Below are 18,869 nucleotides of genomic sequence, written 5' to 3' on the forward strand. Positions count from 1 at the left end.
TATGGCGGCGACTGATAAGCTCAAAACTACGGATATGCGTAAAAGTCGTAAAGTTTCGCCCGCCGGAACCTAGTGGAAGTCCCGTGACGGCGGCAGGATACGTATGTTGCGAGGGTGCTGGCCGCGCCCAGAGACGGCCCGGACCTCGTCCTGGACGCGCATGTCGAGGTTGCCGAGCGCCGGCGTCCAGTCCTCGAAGCGGTCGGCGACGATGTGCGTGACACCGCCGTCGTCGGCCTCGCCGCGCTGGATGCGGCCGTGGATCAGGACCATGCGCGCGCCCATGACGATCGGGCGCTGGGCCTCGAACAAGGTCCGCCAGACGACGATGTTGGCGGTGCCGGTCTCGTCCTCGATGGTCAGGAAGACGACGCCCTTGGCGGTGCCGGGTCGTTGCCGGACCAGCACGACGCCGCCGACCTTGATCCGCCGCCCGTCGCGGATGCCGGGCAGGTCGATGGCGGGGACTGCGCCGACCGCTGCGAGCCGTTCGCGCAGGAAGGCGACGGGGTGGCCCTTCAGGGACAGCCGGATGCTCTGGTAGTCCCCGACGACCTCCTCGCTGGCGCTCAGCTTGGGCAGCGCCGCGGGCGGCACGCCGTCACCCTCGTCGAGTCCGGCATAGTCGAACAGCGGCGCCGACACCGGCCGCGGCACGCCCTTCGCCGCCCACAGCCCCTGCCGCCGCCCAAGATCGAGCCCGCCGAGCGCATCCGCCCCCGCCAGCTTGTCGAGCGCGGCAGGGGGCAGCGCCGCTCGCCGCGCAAGGTCGTCGAGGCTGTTGAACGGCACCGCCACACGCGCCGCCACGATCGCATCCGCCCACACCCGCCGGAACCCGGAGATCATCCGGAACCCCAATCGCACCGCCCGCCGCCGCCGCTGCCCACGCCGTTCGAGGCTGCAGTCCCAGCCGCTCGCAGCGACATCGACAGGCCGCACCTCGATACCGTGCTCGCGCGCATCGCGGACGATCTGCGCCGGCGCATAGAACCCCATCGGCTGGCTGTTGAGCAACGCCGCCGCGAACACGTCCGGCCAGTCGCACTTCAGCCACGACGACGCATAGACCAGGTGCGCGAACGACGCCGCGTGGCTCTCCGGGAAGCCGTACTCGCCGAACCCCTTGATCTGGCCGAAGCAGTTCTCGGCGAATTCGCGCGGATAGCCGCGTCGGGTCATGCCGTCGATCAGCTTGCGCTCGTAGTCGCCGACGTTGCCCATGTGCCGGAAGGTCGCCATCGCGCGGCGCAGTCCGTTGGCTTCCTCGCCAGTGAACTCGGCCGCGACCATCGCCAGCCGCATCGCCTGTTCCTGGAACAGCGGCACGCCGAGGGTCTTGCCGAGGATGCCGGCCAGTTCGTCGGGCTTGCCGTGCTCGGGCGACGGTGCCGGGAAGTCGATCTCGAAGACCTCGCCGCGCGCCTCTGCCTGCCGTCTCAGCAAGCGATTCCTGAGGTAAGGATGCACCATCTTGCCCTGGATCGGCCCAGGACGGACGATCGCCACCTCGACCACAAGATCGTAGAAGCTGGTCGGTCGCAGCCGCGGCAGCATCGACATCTGTGCCCGGCTCTCGACCTGGAACACACCAAGCGAGTCGGCGCGCTGGAGCATCGCGAAGACGCGCTTTCGCGATTTCTCGCCGATCCGCGCGAGTTCGAGCCGGTTGCCGTCGGCATCCCGGAGGCCATAGGTTTCGGCGAGCATGTCGAGGCCGCGCCGCAGCGCCGTCAACATCCCCAGCGCCAGGATGTCGACCTTCATCATCCCAAGTTCGTCAATGTCGTCCTTGTCCCACTCGGTGAACGTACGCTTCTCCATCGCCCCGTTGCCGACCGGAACGGTGTCCACCAGCGGCCCCTTGGTCAGCACGAAACCGCCGACATGCTGGGACAAGTGGCGCGGAAACTTGATGAGCTGCGCGGTCAGGTTAAGCGCGAGCTCAAGGCGTGGATCGGTGCGGTCGAGTCCGGAGTGATCGACGTGCCCTTCCGCGATCTCTGTGCCGAACGAACCCCAGACGGTGTTCGCCAACCGTGCCGTCACGTCCTCGGTCAGCCCGAGCGCCTTGCCGACGTCGCGGATTGCCGAGCGCGGGCGGTAGTGAATGACCGTCGCGACGATCGCGGCACGGTCGCGGCCATAGCGATCGTAGACGTATTGCATCACTTCCTCGCGGCGCTCGTGCTCGAAATCGACGTCGATGTCGGGCGGCTCGCTGCGTTCCTGCGAGATGAAGCGCTCGATCAGCAGGTCCTGCTTCGTCGGGTCGACCCCGGTGATGAACAGGCAATAGCAGACGATCGAGTTCGCCGAAGACCCCCGGCCCTGACACAGGATCGGCGGCTTCTGCGCCCGCGCCCACGCGACGATGTCGTGCACAGTGATGAAATAATGGGTGTATTTGAGCCGGTAGATCATCCGCAGCTCTTTCCGGAGCGTCACTCTAACCGCAGGCGGCACACCCTTGGACCAGCGCTGCGCCGCGCCTTGGCGGGTCAATTCCGCCAGATAGCGCCATGCCGACATGCCCGGTGGGACCGGCTCGTCAGGGTATTCGTACCGCAGGTCGTTGAGCGAGAACGTACAGGCGCGCACGATCTCGAGCGTCCGCGCCAGCGCCGCCTCGTGGCCTGCGAACAGCCGCCCCATTTCCTGCGGAGGCTTGAAGTGGCGTTCGGCATTGGCCTGCAGCAGGAAGCCCGCCGCATCGATGGTCGTGCCATGCCGGATGCAAGTCAGCACGTCCTGCAGACGACATTGGTCGGGGTGGTGGTAAAGCACGGCGTTGCAAGCGACCATCGGTGCCTCGGCGGTCCGGGCCAGCGACGCGAAGCGCGCGATCCGGGCGCGGTCGTCGCCGCGGTAACGAGGGGCAACCGCCAGATAGAGCGTATCCGGCCACCGCCGCCGCCAATCGGCGAGCCGCGACGCGAACACCGGATCGTCGTGGTCGGGGGCCGGTACCAACGCCACCAACCCTTCGCCGAGCAATGCCGCCTGCTCGAAATCGAGCAGCGTCTCGCCCTTGGTGAAGCGCTTGGGCGGGGGCCCGGCGGGCGGAATCTGGAGCGCCACGATACGACGCTCGGGAGGGGCGGCCTGGATGGTTTCGGTCTTGCCCTGCGACAACAGCCGACACAGCCGTCCATAAGCGGCACGGTCGCGCGGGAAGACCATAAGCTCCGTGCCATCGATAAAGGCCAGCCGGCACCCGACCAGCAAACGCAGCCCGTTCTCCTTCGCCGCCTTGTGGGCGCGGACGACGCCCGCCAGCGTGTTGCGGTCAGCGATCCCGACCGCGTCGAGGCCGATCGCGGCGGCCTGCTCGATTAACTGTCCCGGATGCGACGCGCCTTCCAAAAAGCTGAAATTGCTCATCGCGCCGAGTTCGGCATAACCTGCGGTCACGCGAAGACGCCGTGTAGCCACCATGCCGGGGGCGTGGCGTCGATGGTGTCACCGCTGTCGTACAGGCCTTCGCGGAACAGCCAGAAACGCTGCCCCTCGGTGTCCTCGACCCGGTAATAGTCGCGGGTCCGCGCCGATGGCGGGCCCCGCCACCACTCGGGGGCGATGCGTTCGGGGCCTTCGACCCGCGCCACACGGCGCACCAGCCGCCGCCAGCGGAACTGGACCGGCGCGCCGTGGGGTACGAGCGCCGTCGCCTCGATGATCTCGGGTGGATCGAGGATGATCAGCGGGCGTGGAATCGCGGACGGATCCGAGGGGCCCACCTGGTCGAGCCGGCTGCCCTGCGCCGGGTGCCAGCGTTCGGCACGCTCAGGCAGCCAGCTCGCCTCCCCACGCGCAACCCGGACTGCGCCGCGCCGCAACCGTGCCGACAGCCGGTCGATCAACTCGGACAGCGACTCGCGCGTGGTTTCCTCGTCCTGCAGGGCGCGGTCGGCCTCGGCGACGATGCCGGTGCCGGAGGCCGCGAGGACCAACGCATCGATGCCGAAGCCGAGGTCGAGATGCTCGAGTCCTGCGGTATCGATCAGTCGCCGCCACAGCCGTGTGTCGCGCGACGCCCCCATCCGGACGCCGATGCTGGTGACGCAGCCATCGATGCGGCAACCGGTCAGCCGCAGGCCGGTGGCACCGAGACCCGACCGCGCCAATTGCGCCGCCAGATCGTCGAGCATCGCCGGCAGGCGTGCCGCGACCCCGGCGATTTCGGTCACCGGTTCGGCAAATACCGCGCGGACGACGTGGCTGGCCGGTACCTCGACCATGTCCAGCGCTTCGCCGGCGACGCCAAGCAACTGGTCGAGGCGCTCGACGACGCCGAGGCCGAGATCGCCGCGAAACCGCCGCGCCAGACCGGCGCGCGGCATAGCATACAGGTCGCCGACGACCTTCAAGCCCAGCATCCCGGCGGCAGTCCGGGTCGCGGGTTCGAGCCGCAACGCCGCCAGCGGCCACCCTGCAGCGGCGGTCGCGAGGTCGTCGCCAAGCACAGTCCTGGGCCTGTCCGAGAACCGCGCCGCCGCCCACGCGGCACCCGGCGTAGCGGCGACCGCAACCCGTACGTCGATACCGGCGGCCGTAAGTCTGCGAACGATGTCGGCGACCAGCCCATCGTCGCCGCCGAACAGGTGTGCGCTGCCGCCGCAATCGATGAAGGCCCCGTCGGGGGCATCGACGGCGACGCTCGGTGACCAGCGAATGCACCACAAAGCCAACGCCGCCAGCGCCCGTGCGTCCTCGTCGGGCTGCGCGGGCTTGGTCAGCAGCCCCGGCACCATCGCTGAGGCGTCGGCATGTCGCTGGCCGATACGAAGCCCCAGCGCGCGGGCGGCCGGGTTGATCGCCGTCAGCACGACCCCGTGGGCACCACGCTCGACCAGCGCAAAGGGCGTGTCGTCAGGCGGCGCGCCGTGTGCTCGGGCGTAGACGGTCAGCGGCCAGTCCGGGAACCACAGCGAAGCCACACGTCGCGGGATCGTGTTCGAGGACCCAGGCTGCGGGTGGCCCGTCACGTTGCCGCACCAGCATTGCCGACAGGCGTACCGGGCCCGGTGCGGCGGCGTCGAAGGGGTGCGGAGCCGAGGGCAAGGCCTCGATCCGCCAGCGACGGCGCGCGGCGCTGAGGTCGCCGCCCCGGCACCGCAACAGCGCGGCGAAACTGCCACCGTCGCGCGCCGCGAAATCGAGACGCCGGGTCTGCGTCAAATTCGCGCCCTCGATGACCCCGAGCACGCCGCCAAGCGCCCCCGACTTGAGCGCCTGCTCCATCGTCCACAGGGCATCGGCGAGCGTCGCGGGTACAACCATCAGCAGCGCCGAGCCGGGACGCCACGGCGCCACCCCGTGGACGCTCGGACGGCCGAATTCGCGACGCTCCGCCCTCGGTACGACGATCATGACCGGCTTGCCCGGCTCGCACCTGGACAGTGCGAACGCCAGGCTGGCGGCACGGTTGATCGGCGACTCCGCGACGATCTCCTCCAGCACTGGCATCGGTTCGGGAAAAGGGCTGCATGACGATTGCAAAGGACTCGGCAGGGACATTTGTTCTATATCTGTTCCTGCGACTCCGGTGGAGTCAAGCGCCGGTCGGTGCTTCCCCCCAACCACGCTTTCCGCCATGAGGAACCGTCAATGCCCGACTCGACCGACGTGCCAGCCCTCGATGTTCTCGACTTCCGCCGCCGGAGGGCGAAGTTCCGCGCCTGGCACCGGGGCACGCGCGAGGCGGACCTGATGATCGGGGGCTTCTCGGACCGCTACCTCGACGGCTGGGGTGCCGCCGATCTCGACTGGTTCGAGGCAATCCTCGAGGAGACCGACGTCGACGTGATGGCGTGGGCGATCGGGACGCAGGTCGCGCCGGCGCGCTACGAGGGACCGCAGCTCAACGCGCTGCGCCAGCTCGACTACATCGCCAAGGCCATGCGTTGATCGGGGATCGGCCTTGATCGACCCCCGCAACGTCGTCACGGCGAAGCGCTCGCTGACGCTGGCGAGCGCGCCGGCGGGCTATCTGCCGTGGCTCATGGCCGACCTGGCGCGTGCGGCGAAGGGCCGCGCGGTGTACATCGCCTCGGACGACCTGGGTGCCCGGGCGCTGCTCGACGCCGCAACCTTCTTCGCGCCCGAGCTCGAGACCCTGTACCTGCCGGCGTGGGACTGCCTGCCCTACGACCGCGCCTCGCCGTCGCTCCGCGTTGCCGCCGACCGGCTGGCTGCCCTCGCGGCGCTCGCCCATCCGAGCGACAAGGCGCAATTGCTGGTCACCACGGTCAACGCGATGCTGCAGCGGACGCTGAGCCCCGACCGCATCCGCGAGACCACCGCCGTGATCAAGCCCGGCGCGCGCTACGACCGCGCCAAGCTGGCCGCCGCGTTGTCGGCCAACGGCTATGTCCGCACCGATACCGTCGTCGATGCGGGCGAGTATGCGATCCGCGGCGGGCTGCTGGACCTGTTCCCCGCCGGTGCGCCAGACGCCCTGCGCCTCGACTTCTTCGGCGACGAGATCGAGACCGTCCGCCGCTTCGACCCGTCGACCCAGCGTACCGTCGCGCAGTCCGACGGCTTCACGCTGCTGCCGGTCAGCGAAGTGCTGCTCAGCGACGAGAGCGTGCGGCGCTTCCGCGGCGGCTACCTCGCCGCGTTCGGCGCGACCGCGACCGGCGACCCGCTGTACGAAGCGATCAGCGACAAGCGCCGCCTTGCGGGCATGGAGCACTGGCTGCCGCTGTTCGAGGACGGGCTGTCGACGGTGTTCGACTATCTCGGCGAGGACGCACTGGTCGTCCGCGACGCCGGGGTCGCCAACGCCGCCGCCCAGCGCTTCGAGGCGATCGCCGACTATCACGACAACCGCACCGCCGCGATCAAGGCCAAGCAGGGCAACTACCGCCCCCTGCCCGCCGACGCCTTGTACCTGAGCGAGGCCGAGTGGGGCGAGCGGCTGGGCGCCGTCCACGCCCACGTCACTGCGCCGTTCGGCCTCCCCGAGGGCAGCGGCGACACCATCGAGTGCGGGGCCTCGTCGCCGCGCGACTTCACTCCGGAGCGGACCGCCGGGACCAACGTCTACGAGGCCGTCCAGGCCCACGTCGACGCGCTCCGCAAGGCCAAGACCCGCGTCGTGCTCGCCAGTTATTCTAACGGCTCGCGCGAGCGGCTGCGGGGGCTGCTCGACGATCACGGCGTCAAGAAGATCGGCCTGGCGGACAGCTGGCAGGAGGCGCTCGGGGAGGCAGCGAAGGGCCTCGTCGCGCTGACCGTCGTGCCGCTCGACCACGGTTTCACCACCCCCGACCTCGCCGTGCTGACCGAGCAGGACATGCTCGGCGACCGGCTGGTGCGCCGCCGGCGTTCGGCGAAGAAGGCGGACGCGTTCCTGGCGGAACTGGCGATGCTGACGCCGGGCGACCTGCTGGTCCACGCCGAGCACGGCATCGGGCGCTACGAGGGGCTGGTCGCGGTCGACATCGGCTCCCGCGACGCCCGCGCCCCGCACGACTGCGTCATGCTGAGCTACGACGGTGGCTCCAAATTGTACGTGCCGGTCGAGAACATCGACGTGCTCAGCCGCTACGGGTCCGAGTCCGACGGCGTCGCGCTCGACCGCCTCGGTGGCGTGGCGTGGGCAGCGCGCAAGGGGCGCATGAAGCAGCGCATCCGCGAGATCGCGGGCGAGCTTATGGCGACCGCTGCGGCGCGGGCGCTGCGCGAGGCCGAGCCGGCGATCCCCGATCCACACGGCTATGCCGAGTTTACCGACCGCTTTCCCTATTCAGAGACCGAGGACCAGCAGAACGCCATCGATGACGTGCTCGCCGACCTCGCCAGCGGCTCGCCGATGGACCGTCTGGTCTGCGGGGACGTCGGCTTCGGCAAGACCGAGGTGGCGTTGCGCGCGGCCTATGCGGCGGCCTTGCAGGGCATGCAGGTCGCGGTGGTGTGCCCGACGACCTTGCTCGCCCGCCAGCACTTCGCGGGCTTCCGCGAGCGCTTTCACGGCCTGCCGGTCGAGGTCCGCCAGCTGTCGCGCCTCGTCCCCGCCGGCGACGCCAAGACGACCCGCGAGGGCCTGACCGACGGCACCGTCGACATCGTCATCGGCACCCATGCGCTGCTGGCCAAGTCGATCGAGTTCAAGCGGCTCGGCCTTGTCATCGTCGACGAGGAGCAGCGCTTCGGGGTCACCCACAAGGAGCGGCTGAAGAATTTGAAGGTCGACGTCCACGTCCTGACGCTGACCGCGACACCGATCCCGCGGACGCTGCAGATGGCGCTGACCGGGCTGCGCGAGTTGTCGATCATCGCGACCCCGCCGGTCGACCGGCTGGCGGTGCGCACCTACGTCATGCCGTGGGACCCGGTGGTGATGCGCGAGGCGCTGCTGCGCGAGCATTACCGCGGCGGGCAGAGCTTTTTCGTCACCCCCAAGATCGCCGACCTCGGCGACATCGAGCAGTTCCTGCGCGAGCAGGTGCCCGAGGTGAAGTACGTCACCGCCCACGGCCAGATGGCGCCGACCGAGGTCGAGGAGCGGATGAGCGCCTTCTACGACCGCAAGTACGACGTATTGCTGTCGACGACGATCATCGAGAGCGGGCTCGACATCCCCAGCGCCAACACGCTGATCGTCCACCGTGCCGACCGCTTCGGCCTGGCGCAATTGTACCAGCTTCGGGGCCGCGTCGGGCGCGCCAAGATCCGCGCTTATGCGTACATGACGACGCCCGCCGACCAGCAGATCACCGAGACCGCCGAGAAGCGCCTGCACGTACTGTCGAGCCTCGATTCGCTCGGTGCGGGCTTCCAGCTGGCGAGCCACGACCTCGACATCCGCGGCGCCGGCAACCTGCTCGGCGACGAGCAGTCGGGGCATATCCGCGAGATCGGCTTCGAGCTTTACCAGTCGATGCTGGAGGATGCGATCATCGAGGCGCGCGCCGGGGCGGCCGGGGTCAAGCCGCCGCCGGAGGCGTTCTCGCCGTCGATCACCGTCGACGCGCCGATCCTGATCCCGGAGGACTATGTCCCCGACCTCAACCTGCGGATGGCGCTGTACCGCCGCATGAACGAGCTCGCCGACCGGTCGCAGGTGGATGGCTTCGCGGCCGAGTTGATCGATCGCTTCGGGCCGCTGCCGGAGGAAGTCTCGAACCTCGTGCAGGTCATCGAGATCAAGCAGTTCTGCCTGCAGGCCCGCGTCGCCAAGCTCGAGGCCGGGCAGAAGGGCGCGCTGGTGACCTTCCAGAACAACGAGTTCGCCGAGCCCGCGGCGCTGCTCGACTATATCGCCCGGCTCGGCACACGGGCGAAGCTGCGCCCCGACCAGAAGGTCTTCATCGGCGGCGACTGGGGCTCGACGCGGTCGCGGCTCAATGGCGCGCTGAGCCTGGCGAAGGCATTGGCGCGGCTGGCGGCGGGCGTGACGGTAAAGCCGACTGCGGCTGTCGAGGCCCCCAAGGCCAAGCCGCTGCCGCCGCGACCGGCGGTGTTCAAGTCGAAGGGCGCCGTCGGGCGGCGCTGACCCTGGGTGCCGTCTCGGCCTCGGCATCAATCCACCCTTTAGTTGCGCGACCGTTGCGTTGCCCCCTGTCCTACAGGTTACCCATCTGGTACAATTTGCACAAGCCGAGCTAAAGCCCCTTGCTCTTTCTCATCGCTGGAATGCCGCCCCGAGTGCGTCGCACAATTTCTCGAAAACTCCGCGCGCAGCCTGAACACCGAATCTGAAAAACCCTTCGAGGGTGCTTACTCTGTTGATTCTCGTTCATATTCGGGCTGCCCGATCCCGGTCTGCCACCGCCGAGACAGTCAGTCCGTGAGCACCCGTCCGACCGCATCTGCCTGCCACGCCTCGACAAAATCTGCCAGTTCCGCTCCCGGCATGGGTGCCGAGCACAGGAAGCCCTGGTACCAGTCGCAGCGCGCCGCGGTAACCAGCGCGAGGTCACCGGCGGTCTCGACGCCCTCCGCGACGACTCGGATGCCGAGTGCCCGGGCGAGCGCGACGACAACCCGTACGACGACCCGGTCGCGGCGCTGGCCCGCCAGGTCGCGCGTCAGCCGCTTGTCGAGCTTGAGCATGTCGAGCGGCAGCGACTTCAGGTAGGCGAGGCTCGAATAGCCGGTGCCGAAGTCGTCGAGCGCGATGCCGATGCCGCGCGCCCGCAGGTCGGCCAGCGTCGCCGCCGCCGCATCGAGGTTCTCGATCAGGTCGCTCTCGGTGATCTCGAGCACCAGGCGCCCGGGCGGAAAACCGCTCGCCGCGATCGCGAGGCCGAGAATGTGGGCGAACTCGGGCTCGCGCAGGTCGCCGGCGGTGACGTTGACCGACAGTTGCAGGTCACCCAGCACCGCGGGCCACGCCGCCGCCTCGCGCAGCGCCTTGGCCCGGATCGAGGCACCGAAGGCGGTCGCGAACTCCGCGCTGGCGGCGGCCTCGAGCAGGGTCTCGGCGGACAGCGGCCCGAACACCGGGTGGCACCAGCGCACCAGCGCCTCGACCCCGGCGATCCGACCCTGCCCAGAGCGACCTTGTCCAGGGCTGCCGAGCGCGACCTGCGGCTGGTAGACGATGTCGAAGTCGTCCTCGGCGACGGCGCGGCGAAGGTCCGACTCGAGGTCGGCCAGCCGGGTCAGCGGATCGCCGCCTTCACCCGGACCGCGGAAAGTCTCGATCGCGCCGGGCGTGCCGGTACGGGCCTCCGCGAGCGCAGCCCGGGCGTGCCGGAACAGGCGCTCGGCACCGGCGGCGTCGCCACTGCCTTCGGCAACCGCGACACCGATGCGGACCGCGAGGTGGACGATCCGGGCATTCGAGGCGAACGGCGTCTCGAACGCGGCGACGATGCGCCGCGCCAGCGCGACCCCGTCGGCGACCGCCACGGGCCACGGCAGCACGACCGCGAACTCGGCACCCGCCATCCGCGCGACCAGCTGATCGCCGCCGCTGCCGTCCTTGCGGTCGCCCTCGCCGACGACCCGCGTCAGGCGCTCGGCGACCGCCTGGAGCAGGGCATCGGCAGCCGGCTGGCCGTGGGCCGCGTTGATCGCGGCAAAGCGCCCGACCCCGATCAGCAGCAGCGCCGCCGCCGGGTCGCGCTCGCCGCCGAGCAAGCCGCGCAGCCAGCCGAGCGCATGATAGGCCGTCGCGAGACCGGTCAGCGGATCGCGGTGCAGGTGCCCGTCGCCGCTCTCCTCGCCGCCGCCGACCGCCGACAGCCGCTCCGCAATGCGCTTGGCGAACCCGATGGCCTCGCCCAGTTCATCCGCCCCGAAGGGCCCGACGAGCACCTGCGTTGCACCGGCGGCGCGCGCGGCCGCGACCGCGCCGACGTCGCCTCGTGCCACCAGCACCAGCATGACGCCGCGCCGCGCCTCGACGATGCCCGCAATCTCGTGCGCCGCCAGCATCGCGGCCGCCATCGCGCCCCGCGCATCGACGACCGCAACCGTCGCCGCCGACCGCACCAGCGCCGCCGCCGCCGCCGCCGGGCGCTGGACGATCTCGGCCGGAATGCCACGCGCATCGAGCACGACGCCGAGATCGCGCGCATAGCGCGGCGCGACGACGAATATCGAGGCTACGACCGGCGTCATCGCCTCCAACTCGTTTCAGTTCGTTACTCCAGCATGACGATACAGATTAACCGCTGCCTCGACTACTCCCTCCCGCACTCCCGGCGCCGCAGTGGTGGACTTTCGACCGTCGCATCGCCACGTAGAGCAACGATGCTTGCTGACCTCGCCCTCGCCACGCCCCCGACCCGCCCAGTCCCGCGGCGCCTCGTCGACCCGTTCGGGCGGCGCATCGATTATCTGCGCGTCTCGGTGACAGACCGCTGCGACTTCCGCTGCACCTATTGCATGGCCGAGGACATGACCTTCCTGCCCAAGGCCGAGGTCCTCAGCCTGGAGGAGATCGACCGGCTGGCGAGCGCCTTTGTCCGGCGCGGCACCCGCAAGCTCCGCCTGACCGGCGGCGAGCCACTGGTCCGCCGCGGCATCGTCGACCTCGTCACCATGCTCGGCCGCCACCTTCGCACCGGCGATCTCGACGAGTTGACCCTGACCACCAACGGCTCGCAGCTCGCGCGCCACGCCGAGGGGCTGTTCGCCGCCGGCGTCCGCCGTATCAACGTCAGCCTCGACACACTCGACCCTGAAAAGTTCACCAGCGTGACGCGCTGGGGCCGCCTGCCGCAGGTGCTGGAGGGCATTGCCGCGGCAAAGGCGGCCGGACTCCACGTCCGCATCAACACGGTCGCGCTGGCGGGCATCAACGACCGCGAATTCGACGACCTGCTGCGCTGGACCGCAGCGAATGGCCACGACCTCGTGCTGATCGAGACGATGCCGCTCGGCGAGGTCGCGGAAGACCGCCTCGACCGCTACCTGCCGCTCAGCCAGGTCCGTCGCGACATCGAGAGCCGGTGGACGCTTATCGACCTGCCCGACTCGACCGGGGGGCCGGCGCGCTATTCCCGCGTCGCCGAGACCGGGCAGCGCATCGGCTTCATCACGCCGCTAACCCACGATTTCTGCGCGACCTGCAACCGCGTCCGCCTGACCGTCACCGGCCAGCTGTTCCTGTGCCTCGGCCAGGACGCGTCCGCCGACCTGCGCTCAGTGATCCGCAGCAACGCGAACGACGCCGAGCTTGACCTCGCCCTCGACGCGGCGATCGCGATCAAGCCGCTCGGCCACGATTTCCGTATCGACCGGCGCGGCGCGGCACCCGCGGTCAAGCGCCACATGAGCGTCACCGGCGGATGAGCAGCGCTCGGTGAAGCTCGCGCTGCTGGCCTCACCGACGCCTCAAGCCGAGGCCGCCGCGGTCGCGCTGCGCAGCCAGTACGACTGGGTCGCGATCGGCGATGCCGATGTCGTCGTGACGCTCGGCGGCGACGGCTTCCTGCTTCAGGTCCTCCACGCCGCGCTCGATGCGCGTGCGCCGCGCCCGGTGTTCGGCATGAACCTCGGCACCGTCGGCTTCCTGATGAACGAGTACCGCCCCGACGACCTCGTCGAGCGGGTCCGGGCCGCGCGCGCCTTCATCCTCCACCCGCTCAGCATGACCGCGACGACGGTCAGCGGCACGACGACGATCTCGCCCGCGATCAACGAGGTCTCGCTGCTCCGCGAGACGCGCCAGGCCGCCAAGATCGAGATCAGCATCGACGGCCGCGTCCGCATGGCCGAGCTGTCGTGCGACGGCGTGCTGGTCGCGACGCCCGCCGGCTCGACCGCCTACAACCTGTCGGCGAACGGCCCGATCCTGCCGCTGCAGAGCGACCTGCTGGCGCTGACCCCGCTCAGCCCGTTCCGGCCGCGGCGCTGGCGGGGTGCGTTGCTGCCCCAGTCGAGCCGCATCGAGTTCCGCATGCTCGAGGCCGGCAAGCGCCCGGTCAGCGCCGTTGCCGACCAGCTCGAGGTTCGCGACGTCCAGCACGTCGCGGTGACCAGCGACAAGTCGGTCTCGCTCGAGCTGCTGTTCGACCCGGACTACGCCCTCGATGACCGCATCGTCATGGAGCAGTTCCTGAGCTGAGCGACATGCCGGCGGGCCATGGCTGCATTATCCCTTGGCGCGCCCGGCAGGCGTTGCTATAGGCCCGCCTCCCATTCCCTGGTAGCTCAGCGGTAGAGCGTTCGACTGTTAATCGAAATGTCGTAGGTTCGAATCCTACCCGGGGAGCCATTCTTTTCTCATAAGATATGGGCTTTATTGAAGAATAGCTGACGGTTGGCGGTCTGCTCCCCTTTGCGAGCACCGACTGGGGAAACATTCAGGCCCTAGCTCGACAGACGAGGCTCGGCGACCCGCTCGAAGTTTGGTGTCTAAGCACGCGCATCTATTTCGACAGTAACGACGCCGTGACTGGCTGCGGATGCGGCGCGTAATGCCGACCGTCGAGCTGTGATGGCGCAATTGGCGTTCTGCGTGATAGCGACGGCCTATCGCCCGAGCGCTGGCGGTCGGGATCGGCTTGAACGTCTGATGCCGAGCCCCTGACTTGACCTCATTCGACCGTCTCGAACCGTCATCTGCGCGCGCTGACGGCGGCAACTCGGGGGACGTTATACTCGTCCAGGATGTCACTGACCTCCGCTGCCTTGCTGGCGAGTATGCCTTCTACCTCCGACTGTACTGCGGGCGTGTTGCGGCGGACGCCCATCGAAATGTCATAGGCCATTGGCCAGTCTGGCCCGTCGAACTGCGGGGCGACGGGCTCGACGCGAAGCTTGACCCCACTTTTCGAGGCGAAATAGCCGGCGAGCGGCCCCCAGACGACGGCGACGTCGACTTCGCCGTTCGCCACCGCGTCGATGATCGCGGCGGGCGGGTTGGGCTTGGCATAGTCGCCGTAAAGCATGAAGCCGCGGACGTTGTCGGTCATCCCGCGCCGCGAGAGCGCATGTGCAGGCGGGGTGTTCATCGCGTCGTTGCCGACCATCTGGACGCCGACCTTGGCGTGCTGCAGGCGCGGGTCATCGAAGCTCAGACCGGCCAGCGGTTTGTCGGCGCGCGTGACGAACACGTAGGTCGAGCGGTAGTAGGGCTTGGTCGTGGTCACTGTGTCGACACCGGAGGCAACACCCGGCCAGATATCGCACTTGGCCTCGCCGAGCGTGTTGCGGACATAGCCCCGCCGCTGCGCCCACCAGACATAGCTGATGTCGGCGTTCATCGACTTGGCCAGAAGCGCCGCGATACGGTTCTCGAAGCCCTCGCCGGCGCGGTTCGAGAACGGCAGGTTGTTGGGGTCGGCGCACACCGTGAGGACCCGGCGGCCGGTCGCTGCCGCCGGGGCCTCCGCACTCGCCATTCCTGCCGCCGCCGCTACCAACGCTGCGGCGACAACGGTCAGGCGGAGACGCACTACTGCGTCTCTACCGAGGCCGGTACAGGCGCCGGGTCCTGCGAGGGCGTGTTGTTCTTGATCGCCGCCAGCGTCGCGGGCAGCGACATCGAGCGGACGTAGGTCGCGATCTTCCAGATATCGACGTCGGGGATCTTGCCGCCCCATTTGGGCATGCCGTTGGGCCGGCCCTCGACGATGGTGGCGTGGATGTCCTCAATGCGACCGCCGTAGATCCACTCTTCGTCCATCAGCGCCGGGCCCATGCCACCGCCTCCGTTGGAGTGGCAGCCGTTGCAGTTGTGTGACTGGTAGAGCGCTTTGCCCTCCATCACGACCGCCTTGCTGTCGAGATAGGGAAGCACCCGCGGATCGACCTGACCGACGGCAAGCCCGGGGTCGTGGACCGGCGTGAAGCCCGGCTTGGACTTCATGTGGGTGACGGTCGTGGTCTCGGTCTTCGGAGACTTGTCGCAGGCGGCAAGTGTGAGCAGGGCGAGGACAGCAAGTCCGGGCCCGGCCTTAGCGAGGGAGTGAGAAAACATAAAGAGTCCCTCCAGCCTTGGTGTATTTGTCGAGGTCGGACATCGCGTTGACCATTCCCAGGGCGGCAGTGCCGTCACGCTTGTCGACTGGTCCCGAGACGACGGCGCCCGCCCAGCCGCCGACACCCGACAGCACCGCGATATACTGGTGGCCGTCGGGGCCCTTGTAGCTGATCGGCTGCCCGATGATGCCGCTGTCGGTCTTGAAGCTCCACAGCAGCTTGCCGGTCCTGGCGTCGACCGCCTTGAACAGGCCGTCCATGGTTCCGTAGAAGACGATGTCACTGGCCGTGGCGACGGTGCCCGACCAGATCGGCAGCTCCTCCTTGATCGTCCACGCCGGCTTGCGCAGCACGGGGTTCCACGCCGACAATTGCCCGCGGTTACCGCCCGGACCGGGTTTCATGTGAACCTCGGCACCGACATAGGGCGTGCCGGAGATGTAGTTCACCTTCACGCTGAGCCAGTCCATGCACATGTTCTCGTGCGGGATGTACATCAGGCCCGTGCGCGGGCTGAACGAGCTTGGGTTCCAGTCCTTCGCACCCGATGCGGTCGGGCAGATGTTGCTGGTCCGGCGGTCCGGGGTGGTGCCCTTGTCGGGGTTCTTGATCAGGCGGCCGGTCTTCAGATCGACGCCCTTGCTCGAATTGGTCGGGCCGAACGGGTCGGCCGACAGCACCTGCCCGGTGATCCGGTCGATGACGTAGACGTAGCCGTTGCGATCGGGACGGACGAGCACCTTCCGCATCTTGCCGCCGAACGGCATGTCGAGGAGGATCTGCTCGTTGACGCCGTCGTAATCGTGCTCGTCGTGCGGCGACAGGCCGTAATACCACTTGGCCTGGCCGGTGTCGGGGTTGCGGGCGAAGATGCCCGCCGTCCACTTGTTGTCGCCGGGGCGCTGCTCGGCGTTCCACGGACCCGGGTTGCCGGTGCCGTTGTAGACTTGGTTGAGTTCGGGATCGTAGGTCATCCAGCCCCAGCCGGTGGCGCCACCGATCTTCCAGGCGTCCGTTGGCCAGGTCGAGACGCCAAGGTCCTTGCCCTTGTCCGAAGCGTAGAACGGCTTGAAGCTCGCGCCGATCAGCACGTCCTTGTCGGGACCGGTGCCGTGCGCCTTCCAGACCTGCTTGCCGGTCGCTTCATCGAGCGCGATCATCCAGCCGCGGACGCCCATCTCGCCGCCGGAGTCGCCGACGTAGACCTTGCCGCGCGCCACCAGTGGCGCCATCGTCATGGTCTCGCCCTTGTTGATATCGCCCAGGCGCACCTTCCAAACGACCTTGCCGGTCTTGGCGTTGAGGGCGATCGTCTGCCCGTCGAGGGTATTGAAGATGTACTTGCCCTTGCTGACCGTGCCGCCGCGGTTGACGACATCGCAACAGGCGACGCCCTGCGCGGCGGGGAGCACGTCGGGCGTGTAGCTCCACACCGGCTTGCCGTCGCCCTTCTTCAGGTCGAACGCGAATACCAGGTTGGGGTAGGCGGTGACGACGTACATCATGCCGTCGGCGACGATCGGTGCTGCCTCCTGGCCCTTGGCGACGCCGAGCGGGAAGGTGAAGGCGGGCTTCAGCGTCGCGACGTTGGCGGCGGTGATCTCGGTCTGCGCGGAATAGCGGGTCGAGGCATAGTTCTTCGACGGCATGGTCCACTGGCCGTCGTCGACCGGCGCATTCGCCAGGCTCGGCGCGGTCTTGCCAGCGCTGGGCGTCGGCGGCGACAGCGCGCGGCCGATCTGGGCGGCGGTAAAGACCTCGGCGGCCGGCACCGGCGGCGACATCGTCTGCGCGCCGGCAGCCACCGGCATCGCGGCAAGCGCCAACAGGGCAGTGACGGCGTGCCGCTCGCCGGACCTCCAGCTCAGTCGCCGATTGGATACTGGCATCTCTGAAACCTTTCGTGCACAACGTCGTACCATACCGCACATCGGCAAGATGCATGCAATCTTCTTTTGTGTTTTTCTAGATATAAAGCGCTCGCCGTCGTATCGAAGGTCGAAAATACGGCATCGATAACACCCGTTCTATTACTGCATTATTGTAACGAAATGGTTTATCTGAAGATTCTCGAACACGTGTTGTTGTGAGCCAATTTCAAGAAACTTGGCTGTTGATGACGTATTGGTTAGGCGCAAGTTCCGGGGTCAGCCGAATTAACGACCTCTACTGGGAGACAGTTCAAGTGTCTTTACTTTTGTACGGTTCGGAGTATTACGACCACACGCTCGTTAGCACGCGATCTCTTCCTTTGTTTTCGATTATTTTCCTAGGAGCTATGGAATGACCGGTAATCGCGGCGTCGTCTATATCGAACCCGGCAAGGTCGAGGTTCAGAACATCGATTATCCGAAGTTCGAGGATCCCAAGGGTCGCAAGATCGATCACGCGGTAATTCTCAAGGTCCTGTCGACCAACATCTGCGGCTCCGACCAGCACATGGTCCGCGGCCGGACCACTGCCAAGGCCGGGCTCGTGCTGGGCCATGAGATTACGGGCGAGGTGGTGGAAAAGGGTGCCGACGTCGAGATGCTCAGCGTCGGCGACATGGTCTCGGTGCCGTTCAACGTCGCCTGCGGGCGCTGCCGGACCTGCCGCCACGGCGACACCGGCGTCTGCCTGACCGTCAACGGCGACCGTGCCGGTGGCGCCTACGGTTATGTCGACATGGGCGACTGGATCGGTGGCCAGGCCGAGTACGTCATGGTCCCCTACGCCGACTTCAACCTGTTGAAGTTCCCCGACAAGGAACGGGCGATGGCCAAGATCCTCGACCTGACCATGCTCACCGACATCCTGCCGACCGGCTTCCACGGCGCGCTCCGCGCCGGTGTGGGCGTCGGCTCGACGGTCTATGTCGCGGGTGCCGGCCCGGTCGGGCTGGCGGCGGCCGCCTCGGCGCAGCTGCTCGGTGCCGCGGTCGTGATGATCGGCGACTTCAACAAGGAGCGTCTTGCCCACGCCAAAGCGGTCGGCTTCGAGCCGATCGACCTCGCCGCGCACGACAGGCTGGGTGAGTCGGTGGCCGAGATCGTCGGCGTGCCCGAGGTCGACTCCGCGATCGACTGCGTCGGCTTCGAAGCTGTCGGCCACGGCGGCGGCGCGCAGCCGGCGGTCGTGCTCAACCAGATGATGGAGATCACCCGAGCGGCGGGCTCGATCGGCATTCCGGGACTTTACGTGACCGAGGATCCCGGCGCGACCGATGCGGCGGCGAAGACTGGTAACCTCAGCCTGCGCCTCGGCCTCGGCTGGGCGAAGTCGCACAGCCTGCACACCGGGCAGACGCCGGTGCTGAAGTACAACCGCCAGCTGATGCAGGCGCTGCTTCACGACCGGCTGCCGATCGCCAAGATCGTCAACGCCCAGGTGCTGACGCTCGACGAAGCGCCCAAGGGCTATGCCGAGTTCGACAAGGGCATCGCCGCGAAGTTCGTACTCGACCCTCATGGCGTAATCGCCAAGCCGCGCTGATCGGA

At 68.2% G+C, this 18,869-nt stretch carries 12 protein-coding genes and 1 tRNA gene; 6 read left to right on the forward strand and 7 right to left on the reverse strand.

Annotated elements, in window-relative coordinates; genetic code table 11:
- Positions 1–69: 69 nt before the first annotated feature.
- Genes KX816_18025 through KX816_18035 form a run of 3 tightly spaced genes read right to left on the reverse strand, consistent with a single transcriptional unit; the run spans position 70 to position 5,469 of the window.
- Positions 70–3,438 (reverse strand): error-prone DNA polymerase, encoded by a 3,369-nt coding sequence (locus tag KX816_18025; protein ID QXQ06067.1) that lies wholly within the window; start codon positions 3,436–3,438, stop codon positions 70–72.
- The gene (locus KX816_18030) at positions 3,411–4,940 is read right to left on the reverse strand and encodes a DNA polymerase Y family protein (GenBank protein ID QXQ06068.1); all 1,530 of its coding nucleotides are present in this window, start codon (positions 4,938–4,940) and stop codon (positions 3,411–3,413) included. The genes KX816_18025 and KX816_18030 overlap by 28 nt, the downstream gene beginning before the upstream one ends.
- Positions 4,873–5,469 carry a hypothetical protein gene (locus KX816_18035; protein QXQ06069.1) on the reverse strand — a complete coding sequence of 199 codons (597 nt, stop codon included), beginning with the start codon at positions 5,467–5,469 and terminating at the stop codon, positions 4,873–4,875. The genes KX816_18030 and KX816_18035 overlap by 68 nt, the downstream gene beginning before the upstream one ends.
- 141 nt (positions 5,470–5,610) lie before the next feature.
- Here KX816_18035 and KX816_18040 point away from each other — a divergent pair, with 141 nt between their 5' ends.
- Complete coding sequence (locus KX816_18040; GenBank protein QXQ06070.1) at positions 5,611–5,910, forward strand: succinate dehydrogenase assembly factor 2; 300 nt, start codon at positions 5,611–5,613, stop codon at positions 5,908–5,910.
- A 94-nt stretch (positions 5,911–6,004) separates the two neighbouring features.
- Entirely contained in the window at positions 6,005–9,505 is a 3,501-nt protein-coding gene (gene mfd / locus KX816_18045; protein QXQ08660.1) for a transcription-repair coupling factor, read from the forward strand.
- 287 nt (positions 9,506–9,792) lie between these two features.
- Here mfd and KX816_18050 read toward each other — a convergent pair whose 3' ends face one another.
- Entirely contained in the window at positions 9,793–11,580 is a 1,788-nt protein-coding gene (locus KX816_18050; GenBank protein QXQ06071.1) for a bifunctional diguanylate cyclase/phosphodiesterase, read from the reverse strand.
- Between the two features lie 132 nt (positions 11,581–11,712).
- On the opposite strand from KX816_18050, the gene moaA reads away from it, so the two are divergent.
- The 3 genes from moaA (at position 11,713) to KX816_18065 (ending at position 13,681) form a co-directional block, all read left to right on the forward strand.
- Positions 11,713–12,756 (forward strand): GTP 3',8-cyclase MoaA, encoded by a 1,044-nt coding sequence (moaA, locus tag KX816_18055; GenBank protein ID QXQ06072.1) that lies wholly within the window; start codon positions 11,713–11,715, stop codon positions 12,754–12,756.
- A 10-nt stretch (positions 12,757–12,766) separates the two neighbouring features.
- Entirely contained in the window at positions 12,767–13,531 is a 765-nt protein-coding gene (locus KX816_18060) for an NAD kinase (protein QXQ06073.1), read from the forward strand.
- A 75-nt stretch (positions 13,532–13,606) separates the two neighbouring features.
- Positions 13,607–13,681 (forward strand) — tRNA-Asn (locus tag KX816_18065).
- A gap of 343 nt (positions 13,682–14,024) precedes the next feature.
- Here KX816_18065 and KX816_18070 read toward each other — a convergent pair.
- The 3 genes from KX816_18070 to KX816_18080 are packed head-to-tail and all read right to left on the reverse strand — an operon-like array spanning position 14,025 to position 17,279.
- The gene (locus KX816_18070; GenBank protein ID QXQ06074.1) at positions 14,025–14,864 is read right to left on the reverse strand and encodes a quinoprotein dehydrogenase-associated putative ABC transporter substrate-binding protein; all 840 of its coding nucleotides are present in this window, start codon (positions 14,862–14,864) and stop codon (positions 14,025–14,027) included.
- Positions 14,864–15,388 (reverse strand): cytochrome c, encoded by a 525-nt coding sequence (locus tag KX816_18075; protein ID QXQ06075.1) that lies wholly within the window; start codon positions 15,386–15,388, stop codon positions 14,864–14,866. The genes KX816_18070 and KX816_18075 overlap by 1 nt, the downstream gene beginning before the upstream one ends.
- Positions 15,366–17,279 (reverse strand): PQQ-dependent dehydrogenase, methanol/ethanol family, encoded by a 1,914-nt coding sequence (locus tag KX816_18080; protein ID QXQ06076.1) that lies wholly within the window; start codon positions 17,277–17,279, stop codon positions 15,366–15,368. The genes KX816_18075 and KX816_18080 overlap by 23 nt, the downstream gene beginning before the upstream one ends.
- 394 nt (positions 17,280–17,673) lie before the next feature.
- On the opposite strand from KX816_18080, the gene fdhA reads away from it, so the two are divergent.
- Positions 17,674–18,864, forward strand: a complete 1,191-nt coding sequence (gene fdhA, locus KX816_18085) for a formaldehyde dehydrogenase, glutathione-independent (GenBank protein QXQ06077.1) — start codon at positions 17,674–17,676, stop codon at positions 18,862–18,864.
- Positions 18,865–18,869: the final 5 nt, after the last annotated feature.

This window comes from Sphingosinicellaceae bacterium (genome assembly GCA_019285715.1).
GTDB lineage: Bacteria > Pseudomonadota > Alphaproteobacteria > Sphingomonadales > Sphingomonadaceae > Glacieibacterium.

Coding starts and splice junctions, on each gene's coding strand:
- moaA (QXQ06072.1), top strand. CDS start 11,713: ATGCTTGCTGACCTCGCCCTCGCCACGCCCCCGACCCGCCCAGTCCCG.
- KX816_18025 (QXQ06067.1), bottom strand. CDS start 3,438: ATGGTGGCTACACGGCGTCTTCGCGTGACCGCAGGTTATGCCGAACTC.
- KX816_18075 (QXQ06075.1), bottom strand. CDS start 15,388: ATGTTTTCTCACTCCCTCGCTAAGGCCGGGCCCGGACTTGCTGTCCTC.
- KX816_18080 (QXQ06076.1), bottom strand. CDS start 17,279: ATGCCAGTATCCAATCGGCGACTGAGCTGGAGGTCCGGCGAGCGGCAC.
- mfd (QXQ08660.1), top strand. CDS start 6,005: ATGGCCGACCTGGCGCGTGCGGCGAAGGGCCGCGCGGTGTACATCGCC.
- fdhA (QXQ06077.1), top strand. CDS start 17,674: ATGACCGGTAATCGCGGCGTCGTCTATATCGAACCCGGCAAGGTCGAG.
- KX816_18040 (QXQ06070.1), top strand. CDS start 5,611: ATGCCCGACTCGACCGACGTGCCAGCCCTCGATGTTCTCGACTTCCGC.
- KX816_18050 (QXQ06071.1), bottom strand. CDS start 11,580: ATGACGCCGGTCGTAGCCTCGATATTCGTCGTCGCGCCGCGCTATGCG.
- KX816_18035 (QXQ06069.1), bottom strand. CDS start 5,469: ATGCCAGTGCTGGAGGAGATCGTCGCGGAGTCGCCGATCAACCGTGCC.